At 69.8% G+C, this 20,068-nt stretch carries 17 protein-coding genes; 4 read left to right on the forward strand and 13 right to left on the reverse strand.

Features of this window, described 5'->3' with window-relative positions; genetic code table 11:
* Positions 1-62: 62 nt before the first annotated feature.
* From ncot_RS16395 to rsmI, 6 genes are all read right to left on the reverse strand, one after another.
* A complete protein-coding gene (locus tag ncot_RS16395; protein WP_168618567.1) occupies positions 63-1,913 on the reverse strand; it encodes an ABC-F family ATP-binding cassette domain-containing protein in 1,851 nt (616 codons plus the stop codon).
* Complete coding sequence (locus ncot_RS16400; RefSeq protein WP_168618568.1) at positions 1,913-2,824, reverse strand: 4-(cytidine 5'-diphospho)-2-C-methyl-D-erythritol kinase; 912 nt, start codon at positions 2,822-2,824, stop codon at positions 1,913-1,915. Before ncot_RS16400 ends, ncot_RS16395 begins: the two co-directional genes overlap by 1 nt.
* Entirely contained in the window at positions 2,817-3,689 is an 873-nt protein-coding gene (gene rsmA, locus ncot_RS16405; RefSeq protein WP_168618569.1) for a 16S rRNA (adenine(1518)-N(6)/adenine(1519)-N(6))-dimethyltransferase RsmA, read from the reverse strand. Before rsmA ends, ncot_RS16400 begins: the two co-directional genes overlap by 8 nt.
* Positions 3,690-3,734: 45 nt before the next feature.
* The gene (locus tag ncot_RS19835) at positions 3,735-4,871 is read right to left on the reverse strand and encodes a resuscitation-promoting factor (protein WP_277345749.1); all 1,137 of its coding nucleotides are present in this window, start codon (positions 4,869-4,871) and stop codon (positions 3,735-3,737) included.
* 277 nt (positions 4,872-5,148) lie between these two features.
* The gene (locus ncot_RS16415; RefSeq protein ID WP_168619416.1) at positions 5,149-5,979 is read right to left on the reverse strand and encodes a TatD family hydrolase; all 831 of its coding nucleotides are present in this window, start codon (positions 5,977-5,979) and stop codon (positions 5,149-5,151) included.
* A 229-nt stretch (positions 5,980-6,208) separates the two neighbouring features.
* Positions 6,209-7,051: a 16S rRNA (cytidine(1402)-2'-O)-methyltransferase gene (gene rsmI / locus ncot_RS16420; RefSeq protein WP_168618570.1), complete on the reverse strand. Its 843-nt coding sequence runs from the start codon at positions 7,049-7,051 to the stop codon at positions 6,209-6,211.
* Positions 7,052-7,093: 42 nt separating this feature from the next.
* Here rsmI and ncot_RS16425 point away from each other — a divergent pair, with 42 nt between their 5' ends.
* Genes ncot_RS16425 through ncot_RS16435 form a run of 3 tightly spaced genes read left to right on the forward strand, consistent with a single transcriptional unit; the run spans position 7,094 to position 10,476 of the window.
* Entirely contained in the window at positions 7,094-8,746 is a 1,653-nt protein-coding gene (locus tag ncot_RS16425) for a phospholipid carrier-dependent glycosyltransferase (RefSeq protein WP_168618571.1), read from the forward strand.
* A 34-nt stretch (positions 8,747-8,780) separates the two neighbouring features.
* Positions 8,781-10,013: an MFS transporter gene (locus ncot_RS16430; RefSeq protein WP_168618572.1), complete on the forward strand. Its 1,233-nt coding sequence runs from the start codon at positions 8,781-8,783 to the stop codon at positions 10,011-10,013.
* A gap of 28 nt (positions 10,014-10,041) precedes the next feature.
* On the forward strand, positions 10,042-10,476 hold the full coding sequence (locus ncot_RS16435) for a hypothetical protein (RefSeq protein ID WP_168618573.1): 435 nt from the start codon (positions 10,042-10,044) through the stop codon (positions 10,474-10,476).
* Here ncot_RS16435 and ncot_RS16440 read toward each other — a convergent pair.
* The gene (locus ncot_RS16440; RefSeq protein ID WP_168618574.1) at positions 10,404-11,636 is read right to left on the reverse strand and encodes a PLP-dependent transferase; all 1,233 of its coding nucleotides are present in this window, start codon (positions 11,634-11,636) and stop codon (positions 10,404-10,406) included. The two genes, ncot_RS16435 and ncot_RS16440, sit on opposite strands and share 73 nt — an antisense overlap.
* A 162-nt stretch (positions 11,637-11,798) precedes the next feature.
* Between ncot_RS16440 and ncot_RS16445 the strand changes: the two genes are divergently transcribed.
* Positions 11,799-12,236, forward strand: a complete 438-nt coding sequence (locus tag ncot_RS16445) for an Lrp/AsnC family transcriptional regulator (protein WP_240937940.1) — start codon at positions 11,799-11,801, stop codon at positions 12,234-12,236.
* A gap of 288 nt (positions 12,237-12,524) precedes the next feature.
* Here ncot_RS16445 and ncot_RS16450 read toward each other — a convergent pair whose 3' ends face one another.
* The 6 genes from ncot_RS16450 to ncot_RS16475 form a co-directional block, all read right to left on the reverse strand.
* Positions 12,525-13,511 carry a DUF1015 family protein gene (locus ncot_RS16450; protein ID WP_168618576.1) on the reverse strand — a complete coding sequence of 329 codons (987 nt, stop codon included), beginning with the start codon at positions 13,509-13,511 and terminating at the stop codon, positions 12,525-12,527.
* A gap of 68 nt (positions 13,512-13,579) precedes the next feature.
* On the reverse strand, positions 13,580-14,830 hold the full coding sequence (locus tag ncot_RS16455) for a phosphoglycerate dehydrogenase (protein ID WP_168618577.1): 1,251 nt from the start codon (positions 14,828-14,830) through the stop codon (positions 13,580-13,582).
* 110 nt (positions 14,831-14,940) lie between these two features.
* The gene (locus ncot_RS16460; RefSeq protein WP_168618578.1) at positions 14,941-15,474 is read right to left on the reverse strand and encodes a GDSL-type esterase/lipase family protein; all 534 of its coding nucleotides are present in this window, start codon (positions 15,472-15,474) and stop codon (positions 14,941-14,943) included.
* A gap of 131 nt (positions 15,475-15,605) precedes the next feature.
* Positions 15,606-17,759: a DEAD/DEAH box helicase gene (locus ncot_RS16465; RefSeq protein ID WP_168618579.1), complete on the reverse strand. Its 2,154-nt coding sequence runs from the start codon at positions 17,757-17,759 to the stop codon at positions 15,606-15,608.
* Positions 17,760-18,026: 267 nt separating this feature from the next.
* On the reverse strand, positions 18,027-18,737 hold the full coding sequence (locus ncot_RS16470; RefSeq protein ID WP_240937941.1) for a hemolysin III family protein: 711 nt from the start codon (positions 18,735-18,737) through the stop codon (positions 18,027-18,029).
* 37 nt (positions 18,738-18,774) lie between these two features.
* The gene (locus ncot_RS16475) at positions 18,775-19,944 is read right to left on the reverse strand and encodes a YibE/F family protein (protein ID WP_206065025.1); all 1,170 of its coding nucleotides are present in this window, start codon (positions 19,942-19,944) and stop codon (positions 18,775-18,777) included.
* Between the last annotated feature and the right edge of the window lie 124 nt (positions 19,945-20,068).

The following is a 20,068-nucleotide window of genomic DNA, read 5'->3' on the forward strand; positions in this document are numbered from 1 at the left end:
GACTGCGATCCGCGCGCAAGGTGGGCCGACCTGCCTCACGACCGCATGCCGGCCACCGGGGGCTACTCCAACGCCTCGGCGGCCTCGAGCCACTCCAGCTCGAGCTCGTCCTTCTCCGCGTGGAGCACGGTGAGCTGGTCGCTGAGCTCGGCCAGCTTGTCGTAGTCGTGGGCGTGCTGGGCGATCTGCTCGTTGAGCACGGCCTCCTGGTCGGCGATCTTCGCCAACCGACGGTCAATCCGCTCGACCACCTTGCGGGCAGCTCGTTCCTCGGCGCTGCCCGGCTTCGCCTTGGCTGGAACCGGCGACGGATCGGCGGCCGTCTCACCGGGTTCCGACGCGCCCTTCGCGACCTCGCCCCTCGGTCGCGGGGCTTGCTCAACCTCGTCTCGCGACGCCGTACGCTCGTTCCTCGCAGACGGCTGCTCACTTGACCGTCGCTCGAGGTATTCGTCGACGCCGCGCGGCAGCATCGAGATCTTCCCGTCCCCGAGCAGGGCCCACACCGAGTCCGTGACCCGCTCCAGGAAGTAGCGGTCGTGGGAGACCACGACCAGCGTCCCGGGCCAGCCGTCGAGGAAGTCCTCGAGCACGTTGAGGGTGTCGATGTCGAGGTCGTTGGTGGGCTCGTCGAGCAGCAGCACGTTGGGCCCGGAGAGCAGCAGGCACAACATCTGGAAGCGGCGCCGCTCACCACCGGACAGGTCCCCGATGCGAGCCGTCAGCCGGTCCCCGGTGAAGCCGAAGCGCTCGAGCATCGACGTCGCCGTGATCTCGCCGTCGGCGGTCTTGGTGACCCGACGAATCGACTCGACACTGGCCAGCACGCGCTGCTCGGGGTCGAGGTCGTCGAGCGCCTGGGTCAGGTGCTGCAGGGCCACGGTGCGGCCCCGCTTCACCTTGCCCACGGCGGGGGCCAGGTCTCCGGAGAGCAAGGACAGCATCGAGGTCTTGCCTGCACCGTTGACACCGACGATGCCGACCCGGTCACCGGGGCCGATCCGCCACGTGGCGTGGTCGAGCAGCTGCCGCTCGCCGCGGAACAGGTCGACGTCCTCGACGTCGATGACGTCCTTGCCGAGCCGCTGGGTGGCGAACTTCTGCAGCTCGAGCCGGTCGCGTGGCGGTGGCACGTCCTCGATCAGCGCGTTGGCGGCATCGATGCGGAACTTCGGCTTCGAGGTGCGCGCGGGAGCTCCACGACGCAACCAGGCCAGCTCCTTGCGGGCCAGGTTCTGCCGGCGGCTCTCGGAGGCCGACGCCTGGCGCTGCCGCTCGGTCTTGGCCAGCACGAACGCGGCGTACCCGCCCTCGTAGGAGTCGACGACCCCGTCGTGGACCTCCCAGGTGAACTGGCAGACCTCGTCGAGGAACCACCGGTCGTGGGTGACCACGACCAGCGCCGACGGCAACGAGGTCAGGTGGCGGGCCAGCCAGGCCACGGCCTCGACGTCGAGGTGGTTGGTGGGCTCGTCGAGGATGACCAGGTCGTGCTCGTCGAGCAGCAGGGCGGCCAGCGAGCACCGTCGCCGCTCACCACCGGACAGGCCGAGCACAGGGCGGTCGAGGGACACCCCGGCCAGCAGCACCTCGACAACCTCACGCGTGGTGGCGTCCGCCGCCCACTCGTGGTCGTCCCTTCCGCCGAGCACGGCCTCGCGCACCGAGTGCGTGTCGACCAGCTCGTCGCCCTGGTGCAGATAGCCGATGTGCAGTCCGCGCGTCTTCGAGACGCGGCCGGTGTCGGGCTCCTCGATGCCCGACATCACCTCGAGCAGCGTCGTCTTGCCGTCGCCGTTGCGACCGACGATGCCGATCCGCTCGCCGCGGGAGATGCCCAGCGACACCTCGCTGAGCAGAGGACGCACGCCGTAGGACTTGGAGACCTTCTCGAGGTTGATCAGGTTCGCCATCAGAGCACCGTCGCCCCTTCGACCGGACCGCTGGCCACGACGGCGCGGCCGTACGACGACACCGCGTCGGCCACCCGCGCGGCATGGTCGGCGTCTTCGCAGAGGAACAGGCAGGTGGGCCCGGAACCGGAGACGAGGGCGGCCAGCGCGGTGGCATCCAGCCCGGCCTGCAACGGCTCGGCGAGCTCGGGGCGCAACCGCAGCGAGGCGGGTTGCAGGTCGTTGCCGACCGAGCCCGCGAGGGCGCGGGCGTCGCCGGCGGCCAGGGCGTCGACCAGGGCCGACGGGATCTCGGGGTCCGGGACCACAAGTCCGTCGTGGAGCACGTCGAACTCGGCATAGACGGCCGGTGTCGACATCCCGACGGGGTCGGTCAGGACCACCCAGTCGTAGCGGCCGGTGTCGGTCAGCGGGGTGACCACCTCGCCGCGACCGTGACCGGCAGCAGAGCCGCCGACCAGGCCGAAGGGCACGTCGGAGCCGAGCTGGCCGGCCAGGTCGAGAAGGGTCGACCTGGGGGTGTCGAGCTCCCAGAGGGTGTCACAGGCCAGCAACGCGGCCGCGCCGTCGGCAGAGCCCCCCGCCAACCCGCCGGCGACCGGGATGCCCTTGTCGATGTGCAGGGTGACAGGCGTGGTGACGCCTGCGTGCTCGGCGAGCAACCGGGCGGCCCTCAGGGCCAGGTTGGAGTCGTCGAGGGGCACGGCGGCCACGTCGATGCCCTCGCCGGGCGTGCAGGTCACGGACCAGTCGGTGGACGGGCTCGCGGAGACGGATGAGCAGAGCGAGATCGCCTGGTAGGCCGTGGCCAACGGGTGGAAGCCGTCCGGGCGGACCGGGCCGACGCCGAGGTGCAGGTTGATCTTGGCCGGGGCGCGCACGGTCACCACGGTCGGGGTCGGCTCAGGCATGCAGTCCCTCGGCGATTCGGGCGAAGTCGTTCACGTCCAGCACCTCTCCACGGGCCATCGGGTCCACACCGGCGTGCGCCAGGGCGCGCTCCGCGGCCTCGGCGGAGCCGGCCAGGTTCTTCAACGTCGAGCGCAGCGTCTTGCGGCGCTGGGCGAAGGCAGCGTCGACCACGGCGAAGACCTCCTGCCGGGTGGCCTTGGTGGCCGGTGGCTCACGCCGGGTCCAGGCAACGAGGCCGGAATCGACGTTGGGCGCCGGCCAGAACACGTTGCGACCGACCGCACCGGCACGGCGTACGTCGGCGAACCAGGCCGCCTTCACCGACGGGACGCCGTAGACCTTGGAGCCGGGGGCGGCGGCGAGCCGGTCCGCGACCTCCGACTGGACCATCACCAGGCCGCGCTCGAGGCTCGGCAACAGGGTGAGCAGGTGCAGCAGCACGGGCACGGAGACGTTGTAGGGCAGGTTCGCCACCAGCGCGGTCGGTGGCGGACCGGGCAGCTCGGTGACCCGGAGCGCATCGGCGTGGACCAGCTCGAACCGGTCGACGTGGTCGGGGGCGAAGTCGGCGATGGTGCGCGGCAGGGCCTCGGCCAGCTTGTCGTCGATCTCGATCACCAGCACCCGGCTGGCCACCTCGAGCAGGGCCAGGGTCAACGACCCGAGACCGGGGCCGACCTCGACCACCACGTCGTCGCCGGTGATCGAGGAGGCACGGACGATGCGGCGACAGGTGTTGGCGTCGATGACGAAGTTCTGGCCCTTCTGCTTCGTCGGCCGGACGTCGAGCCCCGCGGCGAGCGAACGCACTTCCGCCGGGCCGAGGAGTCTCGGCCCGGCGGAGGGGTGTCGTGCGTCTGGCATGGGGGTCAGCCTAGTGCCGACCGGGCCATGACCAGCATCGAGCAATCAGCGGGGCAGGCCCAGGCTGGCGGCGCAGGCAGGCCAGGCGCCGTAGCCGCCCGAGGCGTCGCGCAGCTTCGTGGCGATGGCGATCTGCGTCTCGCGGCTGTTCTCGCTGGGCAGCCCGGTTCCGCCGTACGACTGCCAGGTGCCGAGGTTGAACTGCAGGCCGCCGTAGTAGCCGTTGCCGGTGTTGATCGCCCAGTTGCCACCGGACTCACACTGGGCCAGACGGTCCCACACGCTGTTGCCGCTGGCGTAGTTCGCGGTCGGGGCCGGGCGGTCCTTGGTGCCGACCTTCACGATCTCGTCGACGGGCTGCTTGGAGACGTCGGCCTTGACGACCTTGGTCCTGAAGAGCTGGCCGTTGCGGTACTCGAGGCGGTAGGTCACGTCACGCGCACCCTCGACACCGTCGCGGACGGTCTCCGACTCGTCGTCGTACATGGAGGAGTCGGACCGCTCGACGGTCTCGAAGTCGATCGCCTCGTCGTCGACGTCTTTGCTGACCACGCGGACCTTGGTCACGACGATGTCCATGCCCGGCTTGAGCTCGGTCTTGCGGGCGGGCTTCACGATGTCGTTCTTGTCGGCCTTGACGTCGAGCTCCTTGAGCACGTCAGCGACGGTGAAGCCGGCGATCTCCTTGTTCATCGCCTTCTTCGCACCGACCTTGAGCGTGAACTCCTTGGGAGTGACGACCTCGAGGGTCATCCCGCCACGGTCGATCGCGGCACCACGGCTGGCGGACAGGTCAGCGTCCTCGAAGCGGCGACCGATCTCGGCCAGGGCCGAGTCGACGTCGTCGGAGTGCACCCAGTGGGTGGAGGTCTTGCCGTCGACCGAGAGCTCGAGCTGGCGACCGAACTGGACTGAGATGCGAGTTCCCTCGTTCACCTTCTCGTCGAGTCCGGGAGCGACCTGGTCGTGCTCGCCGATCTTGATGTCCTCGTCGGCGAGGACCTCCTCCACGGTGGAACCGTTGGAGTGGATCGTCTTGGTCTCCCCGTCGAGCGACAGGGTGACCTCCTTGTTCATCTTGGCGTAGCCGTAGCTGGTCCCGATCAGGGCGAGGGCTACTGCAGCGACGAGGACTGCGAGGACGGTCTTGCTTCTTCCGAGGAGTGCGATTCGGTTGCGCACGTGGCTCCAGACTTCGGTGAACCCGGTTCTCGGAGGACCAGCGCGATCACGCGACGTCCGCGTGAGGGGAATGGGTGGGCGGCCTTCTGGGCCACCGGTGCACTGGTCGATCGATCTGTCCGATCCCGGCCATCAGCCATCGACCATAAGCGCGACAAACGGGACGTGCCAAGCCGACGAGGCCTGTATCACGTAGCCCTTTCGGGCCAGCCCGCACCCCCACGAACACTGTCTTCGCAGGTCAGCAGGCGTGTCTCCGACCTCTCGGACTGGGGATTCATGCTCTCCATCTTCCGTAGACCGTGGTGGTGTTCACATCGATCGCGGCGCACAACGAGGCCAGGTCGTCCCCTCGGACCTCGGCCATCGCCCGCACGGTCAGCGGCACCAGGTAGGAGGCGTTCGGCCGTCCTCGCAGCGGGTGCGGGGTCAGGAACGGGGCGTCGGTCTCCACCAGGATCCTGTCCTCCGGGGTCACCAGCAGGGCGTCACGCAGCGGCTGGGCGTTCTTGAAGGTCACCGTGCCGGCGAAGCTCAGGTGGGCACCTCGTCGCAGGCACTGCTCCGCGAACTCCGCGTCACCGGAGAAGCAGTGCATCACCCAGCGCTCCGGGGCTCCCTCCTCGTCGATGATCCTCAGCACGTCGTCGTGCGCGTCGCGGTCGTGGATCATCAGCGTCTTGCCGAGCCTCTTGGCCAGGTCGATGTGGGCCCGGAACGACGCCTGCTGGGCCTCCCGGCCGCTCTCGTCGGTGCGGAAGTGGTCGAGGCCGGTCTCCCCCACGGCTCGTACGACGTCGTTCCCGGCCAGTTCCTCGATCTCCTTCAGGGCTTCGTCGAGCGTGCCCTCCGCGGCGAGACGGGGCGCTTCGTTGGGGTGCAACGCCACCGCGGCCACCAGCTCGTCGTACTGCCCGGCGGCCTCGACCGCCCAGCGTGCGCCCGGCAGGTCGCAGCCGACCTGCACGATGCGGGTCACGTTGACGTCCTTGGCTGCCGCGATCGCCTGCTCGGTGCGGAACCAGTCGTCGCCGTCGACGATGTCGAGGTGGCAGTGGTTGTCGGCCACCGGGTGCGGCAGCGGCTCGGGCGCCTCCGGACGGGTCAGGTCACGCCGGCTGCCGCTCTTCTCCTCGGTCGTGGCGCGCTTGCGAGTCGGTTCCTCAGTCACACCCTTCACCCTAGAGTCCTCGGTGCCGACCCGCCTGCTCGCGACCGGTCTCGACACACCGACTCGTCCCTCGCCGGCACTCGACCAACGAGATCGAGGTCGAGGTCGACCAGCGATTCTTGTTCGGTGGTCGAGTAGCGAGCGCCAGCGAGCATATCGAGACCCGTCAGCGGTGGACGGCGTCGTAGACCTCACGCTTGGGCACGCCAGCCCGCTTGGCCACGGCGAGGATGGCGTCCTTGCGGGACTGACCTTCCGCCTCGAGGTCGACGACCGCTGCCCGCCACACCTCCGGGTCGTTGGCCAGCTTCGGCGCCTCGGGCGCGCCCTGGACCACGATGGTCACCTCCCCGCGGATGCCGTCGGCCGCCCACTGGGCGAGCTCGCGCACCCCGCCGCGGCGTACTTCCTCATAGGTCTTGGTCAGCTCCCGGCACACCGCGCCGGGGCGGTCGTCACCGAATGCGTCGGCCATCGCCGCCAACGCCACCTCGGTGCGGTGCGGCGCCTCGAAGAACACCATGGTGCGCTGCTCGTCGGCGAGATCCGCCAGGCGCCGTGACCGCTCCCCCGCCTTGCGCGGCAGGAACCCCTCGAAGCAGAACCGGTCCACCGGCAGTCCGGAGACAGCCAGTGCGGTCAGCACGGCGCTCGGCCCAGGCACGGCAGTGACCCGGATGTCGTGCTCCACCGCGGCTGCGACCAGTCGGTAGCCGGGATCGGAGACGCTGGGCATCCCGGCATCGGTCACCAGCAACACTCGCTCGCCGGCGAGCAGGGCCTCGAGCAGGACCGGCGTACGCGCCGATTCGTTGCCCTCGAAGTAGGACACGACGCGACCCGTCAGGGTCACCCCGAGCTCGGAGGTGAGTCGCTTCAGGCGGCGGGTGTCCTCGGCCGCGACCACGTCCGCGCGGGCGAACTCGGCGACCAGCCGCGGAGGGGCGTCGTCGACCTGGCCGATCGGAGTCGCCGCCAGTACCAGTACGCCGGGTTCGTGGGTGGTCACGCGCCGATCATGTCATCCACCCGCTGCGTAGCATGTCTCCCCGTGACCACCCCCCGGCTCCCCAGCGTGAAGGAGCGCTTCCGCCCGCTGGCCCGGTTGGAGGATCCCCTCATCGGCTGGCTGGCGACCCTGTCGGTCACGGCACTGGCGTTCTTCCTGCGGGTCTGGAAGCTCGGCACTCCTCGGGAGTTCGAGTTCGACGAGACGTACTACGCCAAGGACGCCTGGTCGATGCTCAACCACGGCTACGCGCGCAACTACGTCGACGACGCCAACGACCAGGTCCTCGCCGGCACGACCCATGGCATCTGGGACGGCGACGCTCCCTCGATGATCGTCCATCCACCGGTGGGCAAGTGGATGATCGCGCTCGGCGAGAAGGCGTTCGGGATGGATCCCTACGGCTGGCGGATCGCCTCCGCCGTCGTCGGGGCCCTGATGATCCTGCTGATGTGCCGCCTCGTGCGTCGCCTCACCGGGTCGACCCTGCTCGGTTGCGTGGCCGGGCTGCTGCTGTGCCTGGACGGCATGCACCTGGTGCTGTCGCGGCTGGCGTTGCTCGACATCTTCCTGGCCTTCTGGATCCTGGCCGCCGTGACCGCCCTGGTCGCCGACCGCGACTGGACCCGTGAACGGATGGTGCGAATGGTCGAGGAACGCGGGCGCTCCGGGTGGGGCCCGCTCAAGGGGATGTGGTTCCGTCCCTGGCGCCTGGTCGCCGGGATCTGCTTCGGGCTGGCCATCGGCACCAAGTGGAGCGCGCTCTATCCCCTGGCCGTCTTCGGCATCCTGGTCTGGCTCTGGGATGCCGGGGCACGTCGGGCACTCGGCGTCCGTGGAGCCCGGCTGAAGTCGGCGCTCGTCGACGGGGTCCCGGCCTTCGTCCACCTGGTCCTGGTCGCCTTCGTGGTCTACGTCGCCTCGTGGACCGGGTTCCTGGTGCACGCGGACCGCTACGAGGAGGCCTTCTCCTCCTCCCAGTACACCCGGTTCGTCTCGATGGACGACAAGTGCAAGGAGACCACCGACGACTCGAAGAAGTGGTCGACGGCCGACGAGCCGGACGCCCACGGCCTCGGGGAGCTGACCCAGTCGCTGCGGTCGCTGGCTTGGTACCACCACGACGTCTATGTCTTCCACACCAACTTCTTGAACTGCAGCACGCACACCTATGAGTCCGATCCGGCGGGGTGGCTGGTCCTCAACCGCCCGGTGGGCGTGAACGTCGAGAACGACATCAAGCCCGGGGACCAGGGATGCACGGCGGCCGCCGGCAGCAGCTGCCTGCGGCAGGTCATCCTGCTCGGCACCCCGGTGCTGTGGTGGGCCGGGGCGGTCGCGCTGATCTGGGCGCTGATCGCGTGGGTCGGCAAGCGGGACTGGCGCTACGGCTTCGCCCTGGCCGGAGCCCTGAGCCTGTGGCTGCCGTGGGAGCTGAACGACGAGCGCCCGATCTTCTCCTTCTACGCGTCGGCCGCGATGCCCTTCATCATCGTCGCGCTGACCCTGGCGTTGGGCGAGATCCTGGGCCGGGAAAGGGGGCCGTCGCGGCGCCGCACGATCGGCACGATCATCACCGGGTCGTTCGTGATCCTGGTCCTGCTGAACTTCGCGTGGTTCTGGCCGATCTGGACCAACGGGCTGCTGACCCGGTCGGAGTGGCTCGACCGGATCTGGTTCCAGCGATGGATCTGAGCGGCCAGCCGACGCCAGCACCTGCGGAGCCGTCATGAGTGCGCCTGAACGACCGGCGATGTGGAGCCCCTGGCGTTCGGTGATGGCCTTCGGGATCGTCAGCCTCGCCGCGGACATGGTCTACGAGGGCATGCGGTCGATGGCCGGTCCCCTGCTCGGCTCCCTCGGAGCCTCGGCACTGACCGTCGGCATCGTCACCGGTGCCGGTGAGGCCATCGCGTTGGGGCTGCGCCTGGTCACCGGGCGGATGGCGGACCGCTCCGGCAACTACTGGGGCCTGACCTTCTTCGGCTACGCGATGACCGCGATCTGCGTGCCCCTGCTGGCGATCACGCCGTTCTTGGGCGTGGCCGGGCTCGGTGTCGCGACCACCCTGATCCTGCTCGAGCGCACCGGCAAGGCGGTCCGCTCCCCCTCGAAGTCGGCGCTGCTGGCCCAGGTCGCCAAGCCGGTCGGCCGGGGTCGCGGCTTCGCCGTGCACAAGGCACTCGACCAGGTCGGTGCCTTCGCCGGCCCGTTGCTCATCGCTGCCGTCGCCGCCGCGACCGGCCACCTGTGGCTGGCCTTCGCCGTGCTCGCAGTCCCCGGGGTGATCTCCCTGGTGCTGCTGGCGCAGGTGCGGCGGCGTACGTCGTTCGCCGAGTCCGCCGTCGACGTGGACGTGCCAGAGCCTGCCGCCGTGGGCCGCCTGCCCCTGACCTTCCACCTGTTCGCGTCGTCGTGCGCGGCAGGGACCCTGGGCCTGATGACCTTTGGCGTGATCTCGTTCCACATGGTCGATGCCGGTCTGGTGCACGTGGCCGTGGTGCCCGTGGTCTACGCGATGGCGATGGCCATCGAGGCGGTCGCTGCCCTGGCCACCGGCTTCGCCTATGACCGCTGGCACGCCAAGGTGCTCTTCGTCCTCCCGCTGCTGATCGCGTTCATCCCGGCCATGGCCCTCGCCGGCAACCTGGGCTGGGTGCTGGCCGGCGTCGCCGCGTGGGGGCTGGCGACCGGCATCCAGGACTCGACGGTGAAGGCGCTGGTCGCCGACCTGGTGCCGTCGTCGTCGCTGGCCACGGCGTACGGCGTGTTCGCCGCGTTCCAGGGCGGTGCGGCGTTGCTCGGCGGGGCGTTGTCGGGCGGGCTGTACCGCGACCACCTGGCGGTGTTGGTGGCGCTGGTCGCAGTCCTCCAGGTCGTCTCCTTGGCACTGCTGGTGACCACGCTCCGCATCGCCCGCGGCCCGGCCTCGGCGGCCCCTGCGCCGGGTGGGCGACAATGAGCACGACCGGACGTGAAGGAGTCGACCTGTGAGCACCGAGCACGCGATCGCCATCGCCGCCACCTTCGTCTGGCTCGGCATGGTGCTGGCCATCTCGTTCATCGAGGCGCCCCTGAAGTTCCGGGCCCCCGGTGTCACCATCCCGCTCGGGCTGGGCATCGGCCGACTGGTCTTCCGGGCACTCAACGCAGTCGAGTCCGTGCTCGCCGTGGTGATGCTGCTGGCCCTGCTGATCGATCACGAGGAAGGCAGCAAGCTCGCCGTCGCCGCCCTCGCCGCCATCGTGCTGCTCGTGCAGGTGGTCGCCGTCCGACCGTCGCTCACCAAGCGCAGTGACGCGGTGCTGGCCCGGCCTTCCTCCGATGCTCCCCGGTCCCACCTGCACTGGGTCTATGTGGCGCTCGAGGTGGTCAAGGTGCTGGTCCTGGTGGCCACCGGCATCATCCTGCTCGCCGAGGTCTGACCCGCCAGCGCCCGGTCGAGGTCGTCCCTGAGGTCCTCGACGTCCTCGAGTCCGATCGAGAGCCGGACCAGGTTCGCCGAGGGTCGAGCCCGGGGCGCGACCGGTCGGTGCGTCAGCGCCGCGGGGTGCTGGACCAGGGAGTCGACACCGCCCAGTGACACCGCATGGGTGAAGAGCCGCACCGTGGACGTCATCGCCTCGGCAGCCGCATACCCGCCACGCAGGGCGATCGCCACCATGGCACCGGTGCCGCGCATCTGCGTCTCGAGCAGGCCGCGGGGGTCGCCGTCGCTGCCCGGGTGGTGCACCCTGTCCACGGCCGGGTGCTGCGCCAGCCACGCGGCCAGCTGCTGTGCGTTCGCCTGCTGGGCGCGGATCCGGATCGGCAGCGTGGTCAGCCCGCGGTGCAGCAGGTAGGCGCCGAGCGGATGCAGCAGGCCACCGGTGACGGCACGGACTCGCCTGAGCGCCGCGGCGGTCTCGCTCCCGCAGGCGATCGCGCCGGCGGTCACGTCGCCGTGACCACCGAGGTACTTGGTCGCGGAGTGCAGCGCCATCGACGCGCCGAGCGCGATCGGGTTCTGCAGGATCGGGGTGGCGAAGGTGTTGTCGACCAGCACCGGCACACCGCCGGCCTGGCCGACCACGTTGCGGATGTCGACCAGGTCGAGGGTCGGGTTGCCGGGGGTCTCGAGGATCACCAGTGCGGTGTCGGGACGGACACTGGCCGCGACCTGGTCCTCGTCGCAGAACGTCACCTCGACGCCGAGCAGGCCGGAGTCGAGCAGGTGGTCCGTGCCGCCGTACAACGGGCGCACCGCGACCACGTGGCGCTGGCCGCTCTGGCCGGTGTGGGCGAGGATCGCCGCCGTCATCGCCGCCATGCCGGAGGCGAAGGCCACCGCTTCGTCGGCCTGCTCCAGCTGCGCCAGGGCCGACTCGAAGCGGGCCACGGTGGGGTTCCACAGCCTCGAGTAGACGTTGCCGCCTTCGGGCAACGGGTGGCCGCCGGTGGCCATCGCCTCGTAGGAATCGCCACCCCGCTCGATGTCGGGCAGCGGGTTGGTCGAGGAGAGGTCGATGGGCAACGCATGCACGCCGAGCGCCGTGAGGTCGTCACGGCCGCAGTGCACGGCAAGGGAGTCAGGGCGCAGGGACATGACTCGATGATCGTGATTCCTGCGATCATTGACCATGGATCTTGCTGATGGCACCGCGAATACCGTTGAATTGGTCAGATCCTGCAACCCCAGTCGCCGGAAGTGGTGTCGATCTTGGTGAAAGCACAGGCCTCCACGGTGGCTCCGCCTGGCCTCGATGGGGTGGACCTCGAGATCCTGCGGGCGCTCTCCGCGGACGCCCGGCTGACCAACAAGGCGCTGGCCGGTCGCCTCGGGCTCGCGGAGTCCACCTGTGCCTACCGGGTGCGGCAGCTGCGCGAGCGTGGCGTGATCACCGGATCCACCGTGCGGCTCGACATGGCCTCCCTGGGTCGGCCGATCCAAGCGATCATCAAGGTCCGCCTCGGCAGCCACAACCAGGCCCACGTGAACAAGCTGTACGCCGACCTCACCTCCGCGCCCGGCGTACTCCAGGCGATCCACGTGGCCGGGGAGGACGACTTCCACCTGCACGTCGCCGTGGAGAGCTCGGAGGCGCTGCGGGACCTGGTGCTCGACCACGTCACGATCCACCGCGTCGTCCGGCAGACCGAGACCCAGCTGGTCTTCGAGGTGCGCGACGGTGCAGGGGTGCTGTGACCGCCGAGTTCACAGGACGAGGCCGCAGAGCTCACAGGCCGACGGGCCTCAGAGCCGAGGACGTCCCGGCTGGCGCTGGCCGAGGACGTCCCGGCTGGCGCTGGCCGAGGACGGGTGTTCATTTGGGCAGGAAGTTGGGAGCACGCGACACCGGCTCGAGCCTGAGACTCAGGCTTGCCCCAGCGAACCTCCTGCCCAAATGAACGGTACGGCGTCCACGAGCGCGGTGCTCGTTGGCCGGCGGGTGGGTTCGACATCACGGCAACGCAGCAGCCGCTGGCTGATCCGTCACCGCACGAAGACACCCGCATAGGGCTTCGGGTCGAAGTAGGTGGTCTTCGGTGGCATCACCTCGCCGAGGTCGGCCACCTCCCGGAGCTGCTGGAGAGTCGGCGGAGCGAGCACGAACAACGCTCCCCCGTCTCGGTCACACCTGCTGGTGAGCTCCTCGGGTGGCGTCGTGACCGGAATGCTCTCGATGCGCTCGGTGGCCGAGCCACCGACGAGCGGGCCGAAAACGTGGTGCGTCAGCAGAGTGAGGTCGAGGCCGGCCACACCGGAGGGACGGTCCGCCGTGAGCCGGGCCGCCAGCCAGGTGCTGCCGACGTACACACCCGTGCTCCGGGGCGGCAGCGCGCCGGGCGCGCACTCCGTGACGTCCCAGCGCGCAGCGAGCAGGGCGCGGAGGTGGGAGGCATCGACCGGGCCGCGGATGCGGCGGCGGAAGGCACTCAGTCGCAGCCCCCGCGGTGGGTAGATGATGCACAGCAGCGCGGCCTCGGCCGGACGGCCGGCCCGCTCCCACATCTCAAGACTGGCCGCCACCCGGTGATGGCCGTCTGCGATGTCGTGCACCGACCGGCCGAAGGCCTCGACCAGCAGTGAGCCGGCGGCGTCCGGAACCCGCCAGACCGACTGCTGCCATCCGTCGGGGCCGACGAAGTCGAGCACTGGTGGCTCGTCCATGGTCGCCGCCACGAGCCGGTCGACCTCGTCACCGCCGTCATGCAGGAGCGCCACCAGCTCGGTGCGCCTGGGTACAGCGGCGAAGTGGTCGACGAGTCCCTCGACGCGGGCTCGGTCGACCGCCTCGTGACCGCGCACCCGCCCGTCGGCGAAGCCCTCGAGCTCGACGTCGGCGACCACGCCGACGTGTTCGTCAGCACCGCGCCGGAGTCGATAGACGAACAGCCCCTCCACCGGTGGCTGGTAGTCGTTCCCATCGACTGCGTGCGCCGGGTGGAGCGTGCCGCCGGCGACGAGCGTGTCGGTCATCGGGACGACGTTCCGCGTCGCTGCCTCGGGACGTGTGACGCGCAGCGCGGCGGGCCGCACGAGGCTGCTCACGACTGGCCCGCCAAGGGAGTCGCAGAGACCCCGAGGACCTCCGGCACCGCCGCCAGCTCCTCGAGCAGCGACGGAGCAACCGTGCCGGCCACGTCCATCGACGCCACCGCTGCCTCACCGCCCCGGAAGACGCGATTCTCCATGTTCTCGACGTTGAGTCCCGCCGTGCGCAGCAGCTCGAGCAACGTGGCGAGGACGCCCGGACGATCGAGATGGCGGACGGTCAAGGTCACGGCACCCAGCCGACTCGGCTCGAGGTTGACGCAGTTGCGCACTGCCCCTTGGGTGAACGCGTCGACGATCTCGACCACGCCTGCGGCCGTGGCGGCCTGGGCCTGCGCGGTCGATGCTCCGATGTGATGGGTGCCCACGACCGCCGGGTGCTGCGCCAGCTTCGACACCCACGCACCGCTCCCGCCGGCGGGCTCGTCCCGATAGACGTCGAGCCCGGCACGGACCGCGCCCCGCTCGAGCGCCTCGAGCAGGGCGTCCTCGTCGATCAGGTCACCACGCGAGGTGTTGAGCAGGATCGCACCGGGACCCATCCAGCCGAGGAACTCGCGGTCGACCAGGTCGCGCGTGCCCTTCGTGGAGGGTGCGTGCAACGAGACGACGTCCGACGACCTGACGAGTTGCTCGAGCGACGGGACCATGGTGATGCCAAGGTCGGCGATGCGGGACTCGACGGCGTCGCCCCGGGGCTTGTCCAGGGCCTGCACCTTGATCCCGAACGCCGACGCACGCTCGGCGACCTCCAGGCCGATGGCCCCGAGGCCGATGATCCCCATCGAGGAGCCGAGCAGCCCCGAGGCCTTGCTGTGGGCCTTCTTGCGCCACTGGCCCGCGCGCAGGTCGGCCACGTTGTCGGCGATGCCTCGGTCGACGGCGATCAGGAGGCCCATGGTGAGCTCGGCGACCGCCGCGGAGTTTCGGCCCGGGACGTTGGCCACCAGTACGCCGCGAGAAGCCGCCGCAGCTGTGTCGATCGTGTTGGTGCCGGCCCCCGCCCGGATGACCAGGGCCAGCCGGTCCCCGGCCGCGATGGCCTGCTCGCTGACCTTGGTGCTGCGCACCACCAGGACGTCGAAGCCGGGAACGGCCTGCGGCAGGTCGGACTTGCCCAGGGAGGAGTCGACGACGCACTCATGACCGCGCTGCTCGAGCTCGTCGAGCGCCGGTTGCGGCAACGTGTCCGCGACGAGGATGCGCAGGCCGTGGGAATCGGCCTGCTGGGCTGAGGATTGCATCGCGACCTCCCGCACGAGGCAGGTGGCCCACTGAACGGGCCGTGTCGACGTCACGCTAGCCGTTGCGCGGCCGGTTCTGCCACAGGATTGACCAGATGCCCCGGCGGCATTCACGCCCGGTCGAGTGCGGCGCGCAGTGCCGGGAGGAGTACGTCGTAGCCGTCGCCGCTGAGGTGCACGCCGTCGTCGACGAATGCAGCCGCCCCGAGCGGCACCAGTAGCGCTGCGGCATCGAGCACCGTCGCCCCGGTGTCCTCGAAGGCCTCCGACAGGCGGGACGAGTAGCGCGCCACGTCGGCATTGGTGCGGTCGTTCGCGCCCCGCAACCGGGACTGGTCGACCCCAGGAGGTGTCACGAAGACCAATCGATCCGCCACGGAGCCGACGCCGGCCAGGAACTCGTCGACGTGGGTCAGGACCCGATCGAGACCTACCTGCTTCCAGGGCGCGGCGTCGTTGGTGCCGACCGAGACCGCCACCCGGTCGGACCCCGAGAGAGCCGCGGCCGTGGCCTGCGGCACGAGGTCGGAGGCGAACGACCCGCCCACGGCGTGGTTCACGATGGCTCCACCGGAGGAGGTCAACCGACCCAGGTCTCGGCGTACTCGCGCGAGGTGGCTGTCGCCGAGAAGGACGGTGCGCACGGCCACGGCTCAGGAACCGGCCGGCTGCTCGTGGCCGCCAGGGCGTGACCCCGCCAGGACCGAGGCGAAGAGCACGAGGACGAGTCGACCGGCAGCCCCGGTGAGGCCGCCCACCTGGCGTCCGTTCACGCTCAGACGGCCAACCGCTCGAGCTCCTCGGTGAGCATCGCGACCAATGCCTCGAGCTGCACGTCGGCGGAGTCGGCGATCTCCTCGTCGGAGCCGTCGAGCGCTCGCGCGGCCAGGCCGGCCTTGCTGTCGATCAGCTCGGCGATCTTGGTGTCGAGGGTCTGGGAGGCGATGATCCGCCACGCAGTGACCGGCTCGGCCTGCCCGATGCGGTGGATCCGGTCGATCGCCTGGGTCTGCTCGGCGTCGGTCCACGAGAGCTCGGCCAGCACCATGTTGGAGGCGACCTGCAGGTTCAGCCCGACGCCGGCGGCGGTCAGCGAGCAGACGACGATCTCGACGTCGGGGTCGTTGACGAACGCATCGATGTTCTTCTGGCGCTCGCGCGGGGTCTGGTCGCCGCGGATGGACGCGTAGCGGATGTCGCGCTTGGCGAACGTCTCCTGCGCGGTGTCCATCACGTCGATGTGCTTGGCGAAGAAGACCACCTTGCCGACGTTGCGAGCCAGCTGGGCCGCGTAGTCCGCGGCCAGGCCGGCCTTCGCCTCACCGATGCGGCGCATCATCGTGAAGACGTTCTCACCGGACTCGTTGCTGGCGGTGTCCTCGCGCTCCCACGTCGCCACCCGGCGTACGAGCTCGTGGTCGATGCCGTCGACGGTGACGCCGACCGATCGCGTCTCGAGTGCCGTCTGGTAGCGGTGCACCAGGCGCTTGGCGAGGCGGCGCTCGGACTCGTGGATCGAGCGACCGAGGGCGCCGTCGAGCTCGACCGGGAGGTCGGCGACCCGACGGGCCGGGATGTCGGAGGCGACGTCGACCTTGCGGCGCCGCACGATGCCCATCTCGATCACGGCGTTGCGGGCCGCGGAGTAGAAGCCGGAGTCGACCGGAGAGAGGCCGGTCTCCTCGAGCGCGGCCATCAGCTCGGCGCGAGGCTTCTTGTCGTCGATCCAGCCGAGGAACTGCCAGATCGCCCGGAAGTCCTCGATGTCGTTGATCAACGGGGTGCCGGTGAGGGCCATCATCAGCGGACGAGCATGGCGGGCCCGGATGCGGTCCGCGATCTCGAGCGCGTGCTGGGAACGCTGCGACGTCTTGTTCTTGATGAAGTGCGCCTCGTCGATGACCATGCCTCGGAAACCGAAGTTGCCCAGCCATCCGACGTGGCGGTCGAGGATCTCGTAGTTCACGATCACGATGTCGGCGAAGCCGTCGATGGTGTCGCCGTCACCGTGGATCACGGTGGTGGGCCGGTTCGGTGTCCAGATCTCGGCCTCGCGGGCCCAGTTGGTCTTGACCACCGACGGCACGACGACCAGCAGCGGGTAGGCCTCGGCAGCCTGGGCGGCCAGCAGTGCCTGGGCGGTCTTGCCCAGGCCGGGCTCGTCGGCGAGCAGGAAGGTGCGGTGCCCCTCGGCCGCGGCCGCGACCAGCTCGGCCTGGTGGTGCATGAGCTCGTGCCCGTTGGCGGTGGTGGCCGTCTGCGGGTCCGGCAGCTTCATGCAGGAGGACGCGCCGCCGTACTCGAAGGAGCGGAAGAGCGGGCCGAGCAGCTCCCACGTGGCCAGTCGATGGGTCTTCGGGGTGACCGGGGGCGGGGCGGAGAAGTCGGGGGCAAGGAACGGGTTGGAGAGCTGGCGGGCGATCACCGACTGCGGCACCACGCGGCGCTCCACGGAGCCGTTGACCACGGCCGTCTCCCGGCTCACCGTCTCTTCGGGTACGTCGAACCCGGCGGCGAGCATCATCTCGCGCTTGAGCCCGCGAGCGGCGTCGGAGACCGACGCCTCCTCGGTGAGCAGCTCCAGCAGGGACGTGTCGCGGGCAGCGGTCTTGGCGAGGATCGTGGCGATCCCGTCGAGGCGCTTGAGCTGCTCGCCGCGCTGGTTCTCGGTGAGCTCCTCGTCGGCCTTGATGCGGGCACGTTCCTCACGCACCAGCAGGGCGACGACCTGGAACTTGGTGCGGTCGGGGCGCAGGACGTTGCTCTTCTGCACCGCGATCTCGACCTCACGCACGGCGCGCGCGAGCACCGGGATGATCCCCTCGTTGTCGAGGGGTCGGTTGCGGCGCTGGTTGCTCCGCCCGTTCTTCTGGTTCTTCTGGGCGGGTCGCGTGGCACCGGTCTGTCGGCGCTGGCCTCGTCTTGCCAAGAATCTGCTCCTCTGGAGGGCCCGGTCAGGGCGTAGAGGTCGCCAGGCGCTTCTCCCTCGAGCGACGGGCGCGTCCGGTCGCGTCTGGCTCTGCTGCACAGAGGCGAACCGACGAGGCGGCCGACTGGTCCGATCATGGCGAACCGATGGAACGGAGGGGTTGCGAAACCTGACCTCTACACCGTCATTCTACGCACGCTCCGTGGGGATCTCCGCATTCGACCACCGAGCGAGTTCCACAGGATCCACCCGCCGGGACGCCGAGGCTCACCGCAGGTCGTAGGTCGCCAACGAGACGGCCACGTAGTGGGCAGCGAAGGCCAGCAGCGTGAAGGTGTGGAAGACCTCGTGGAAACCGAACCACTCCGGCTTGGGGTTGGGACGCTTCAGTGCGTAGGTCACTCCGCCGAGCGTGTAGAGCAGGCCGCCGACGACCACGAGGACCAGCGTGGCGATCGCGATCGGGGTGCTCAGCGACTTGGCCCCGTCGATGAACTGGGGGATGAAGAAGACCGCGGTCCACCCCATCCCGATGTAGATGGGCGTGTAGAGCCAGCGTGGAGCACCGATCCAGAACACCCGGAACACCACGCCCAGCACGGCCGTCGTCCAGATGCCGACGAGAAGGACGAGGCGAGCGTCCCCGTGCAGCAGCAACATGGCGAAGGCCGTGTAGCTGCCCGCGATCAGGATGAAGATGTTGGAGTGGTCGAGCCGCCGCAGCAGGGCCCAGATCGCGGGCTGCCAGGTGCCCCGGTGATAGATGGCCGAGACCCCGAACAACATCAGCGCCGAGGCGATGAAGACCGCCGATCCCACCTTGGTCGCGGTCGTGGGTGAGAGCACGATCAGCACCACGCCGGCCGCCAGCACGAGCGGGACCGAGCCGGCATGCAGCCAGCCGCGCAGGTGGGGCTTGAGCTCGGCCATCTTGTCCGCCATCGAGACCAGGGCCGCATCGTGGTCGAGGAATTTCACAGCACAGTGTGACAGACGGGGGCGCAGGCCCCGGCGGTCAATCCCCCCGCTCAGCTCGCTCAGGTCGGGCGTTGCGGATCACGAAGGCGGCCAGGGCAGTCGTCATGGGTACCGCGGCAATGAGGCCGGTGGTCGCCACCACGCTGCGCACCAGCTCCTGCGTGATCAGCTGCGTGGTCACCACGTCGCTCAAGGAGTTGTTGTTGGCGACGATGAGCACCAGCAGCGGCAGCGACGACCCGGCGTAGGCCAGGACGATCGTGTTGACCACGGAGGCGATGTGGGAACGGCCGACCCGGCTGGCCGCGCCGTAGAGGTGCCGAAACCGGTAGCCGGGGTTGGCATGGGCCAGCTCGGCGACCGTTGCCGACTGGGTGACGGTCACGTCGTCGAGCACACCGACCGACCCGATCACGATGCTCGCGATGAGCAGTCCGCGCATGTCGATCTCGTAGGTCGACACCACCGCCGTGGAGATGTCGTCGGTGACTCCGCCGAGGTTCAGCAGGGCGACCGAGGCCATGGCCAGGACACCGGTCAGGGCGAGACTGGCGAGGGTTCCGAGCACGGCGACCGTCGTGGCCAAGGTGAGTCCATGGGTCAGGTAGAGCACCACCAGCGTGATCGCGGCCGAGGCGACGATGGCCACCAGGAGCGGCGACTCCCCCTCGAGCACGGCCGGCACGACGAAGAACAGCAGCACGCTGAAGGTCACGGTCAGGCCGAAGAGGGCAGCGAGCCCTCGCCAGCGGCCGAACAGGAGCAGGATCAGCACGAAGACGCCGCCGAGCAGCCAGAGCTGCAGCCCGCGCTGGTGGTCCACGATCGAGTAGATCTGGCCGTCAGGCCCCTCGCTGGCGATGACGACGACCGCATCGCCCTCGTCCACCACCGGCGCACCCGGCCCACTGGGCAGGACCACGTCGACGGACGACCCCGCCTCGCTCCCCTCGTCGATCTCCACGGTGGCCTGCCCGCAGCCGTTGACGTCGTCGGGGACCCCCTCGGCGCACGGTTCGGACCGGATCTCCGTGATGCGGGCGTTGTGCTCCTGGGCCTCGTTGTCGGAGGGCGAGACTCCGTCACTCGGCCAGAGCCAGACCAGGGCCGCGAGGGTGAGCACGGCGAGGGGTCCGACGATCCACAGGGCGACCCGGAACATGGTGCGGGTCTCGGGTGCGGCGTGCCGTCCGTGACCGTGCCCCATGAATGACCTCGTTCGTCGTCTCGCCCCACGTGGTGAGCCACCCTAGCGGCGGTCGGATCGACCCGGATCCGTGCCGGAGTGCAAGAAAGCCCGGGCCGATGGCCCGGGCTTCCTCGAGATGTCT

It is taken from the genome of Nocardioides sp. JQ2195 (assembly GCF_012272695.1).
In the GTDB taxonomy this organism is placed as follows: domain Bacteria; phylum Actinomycetota; class Actinomycetes; order Propionibacteriales; family Nocardioidaceae; genus Nocardioides.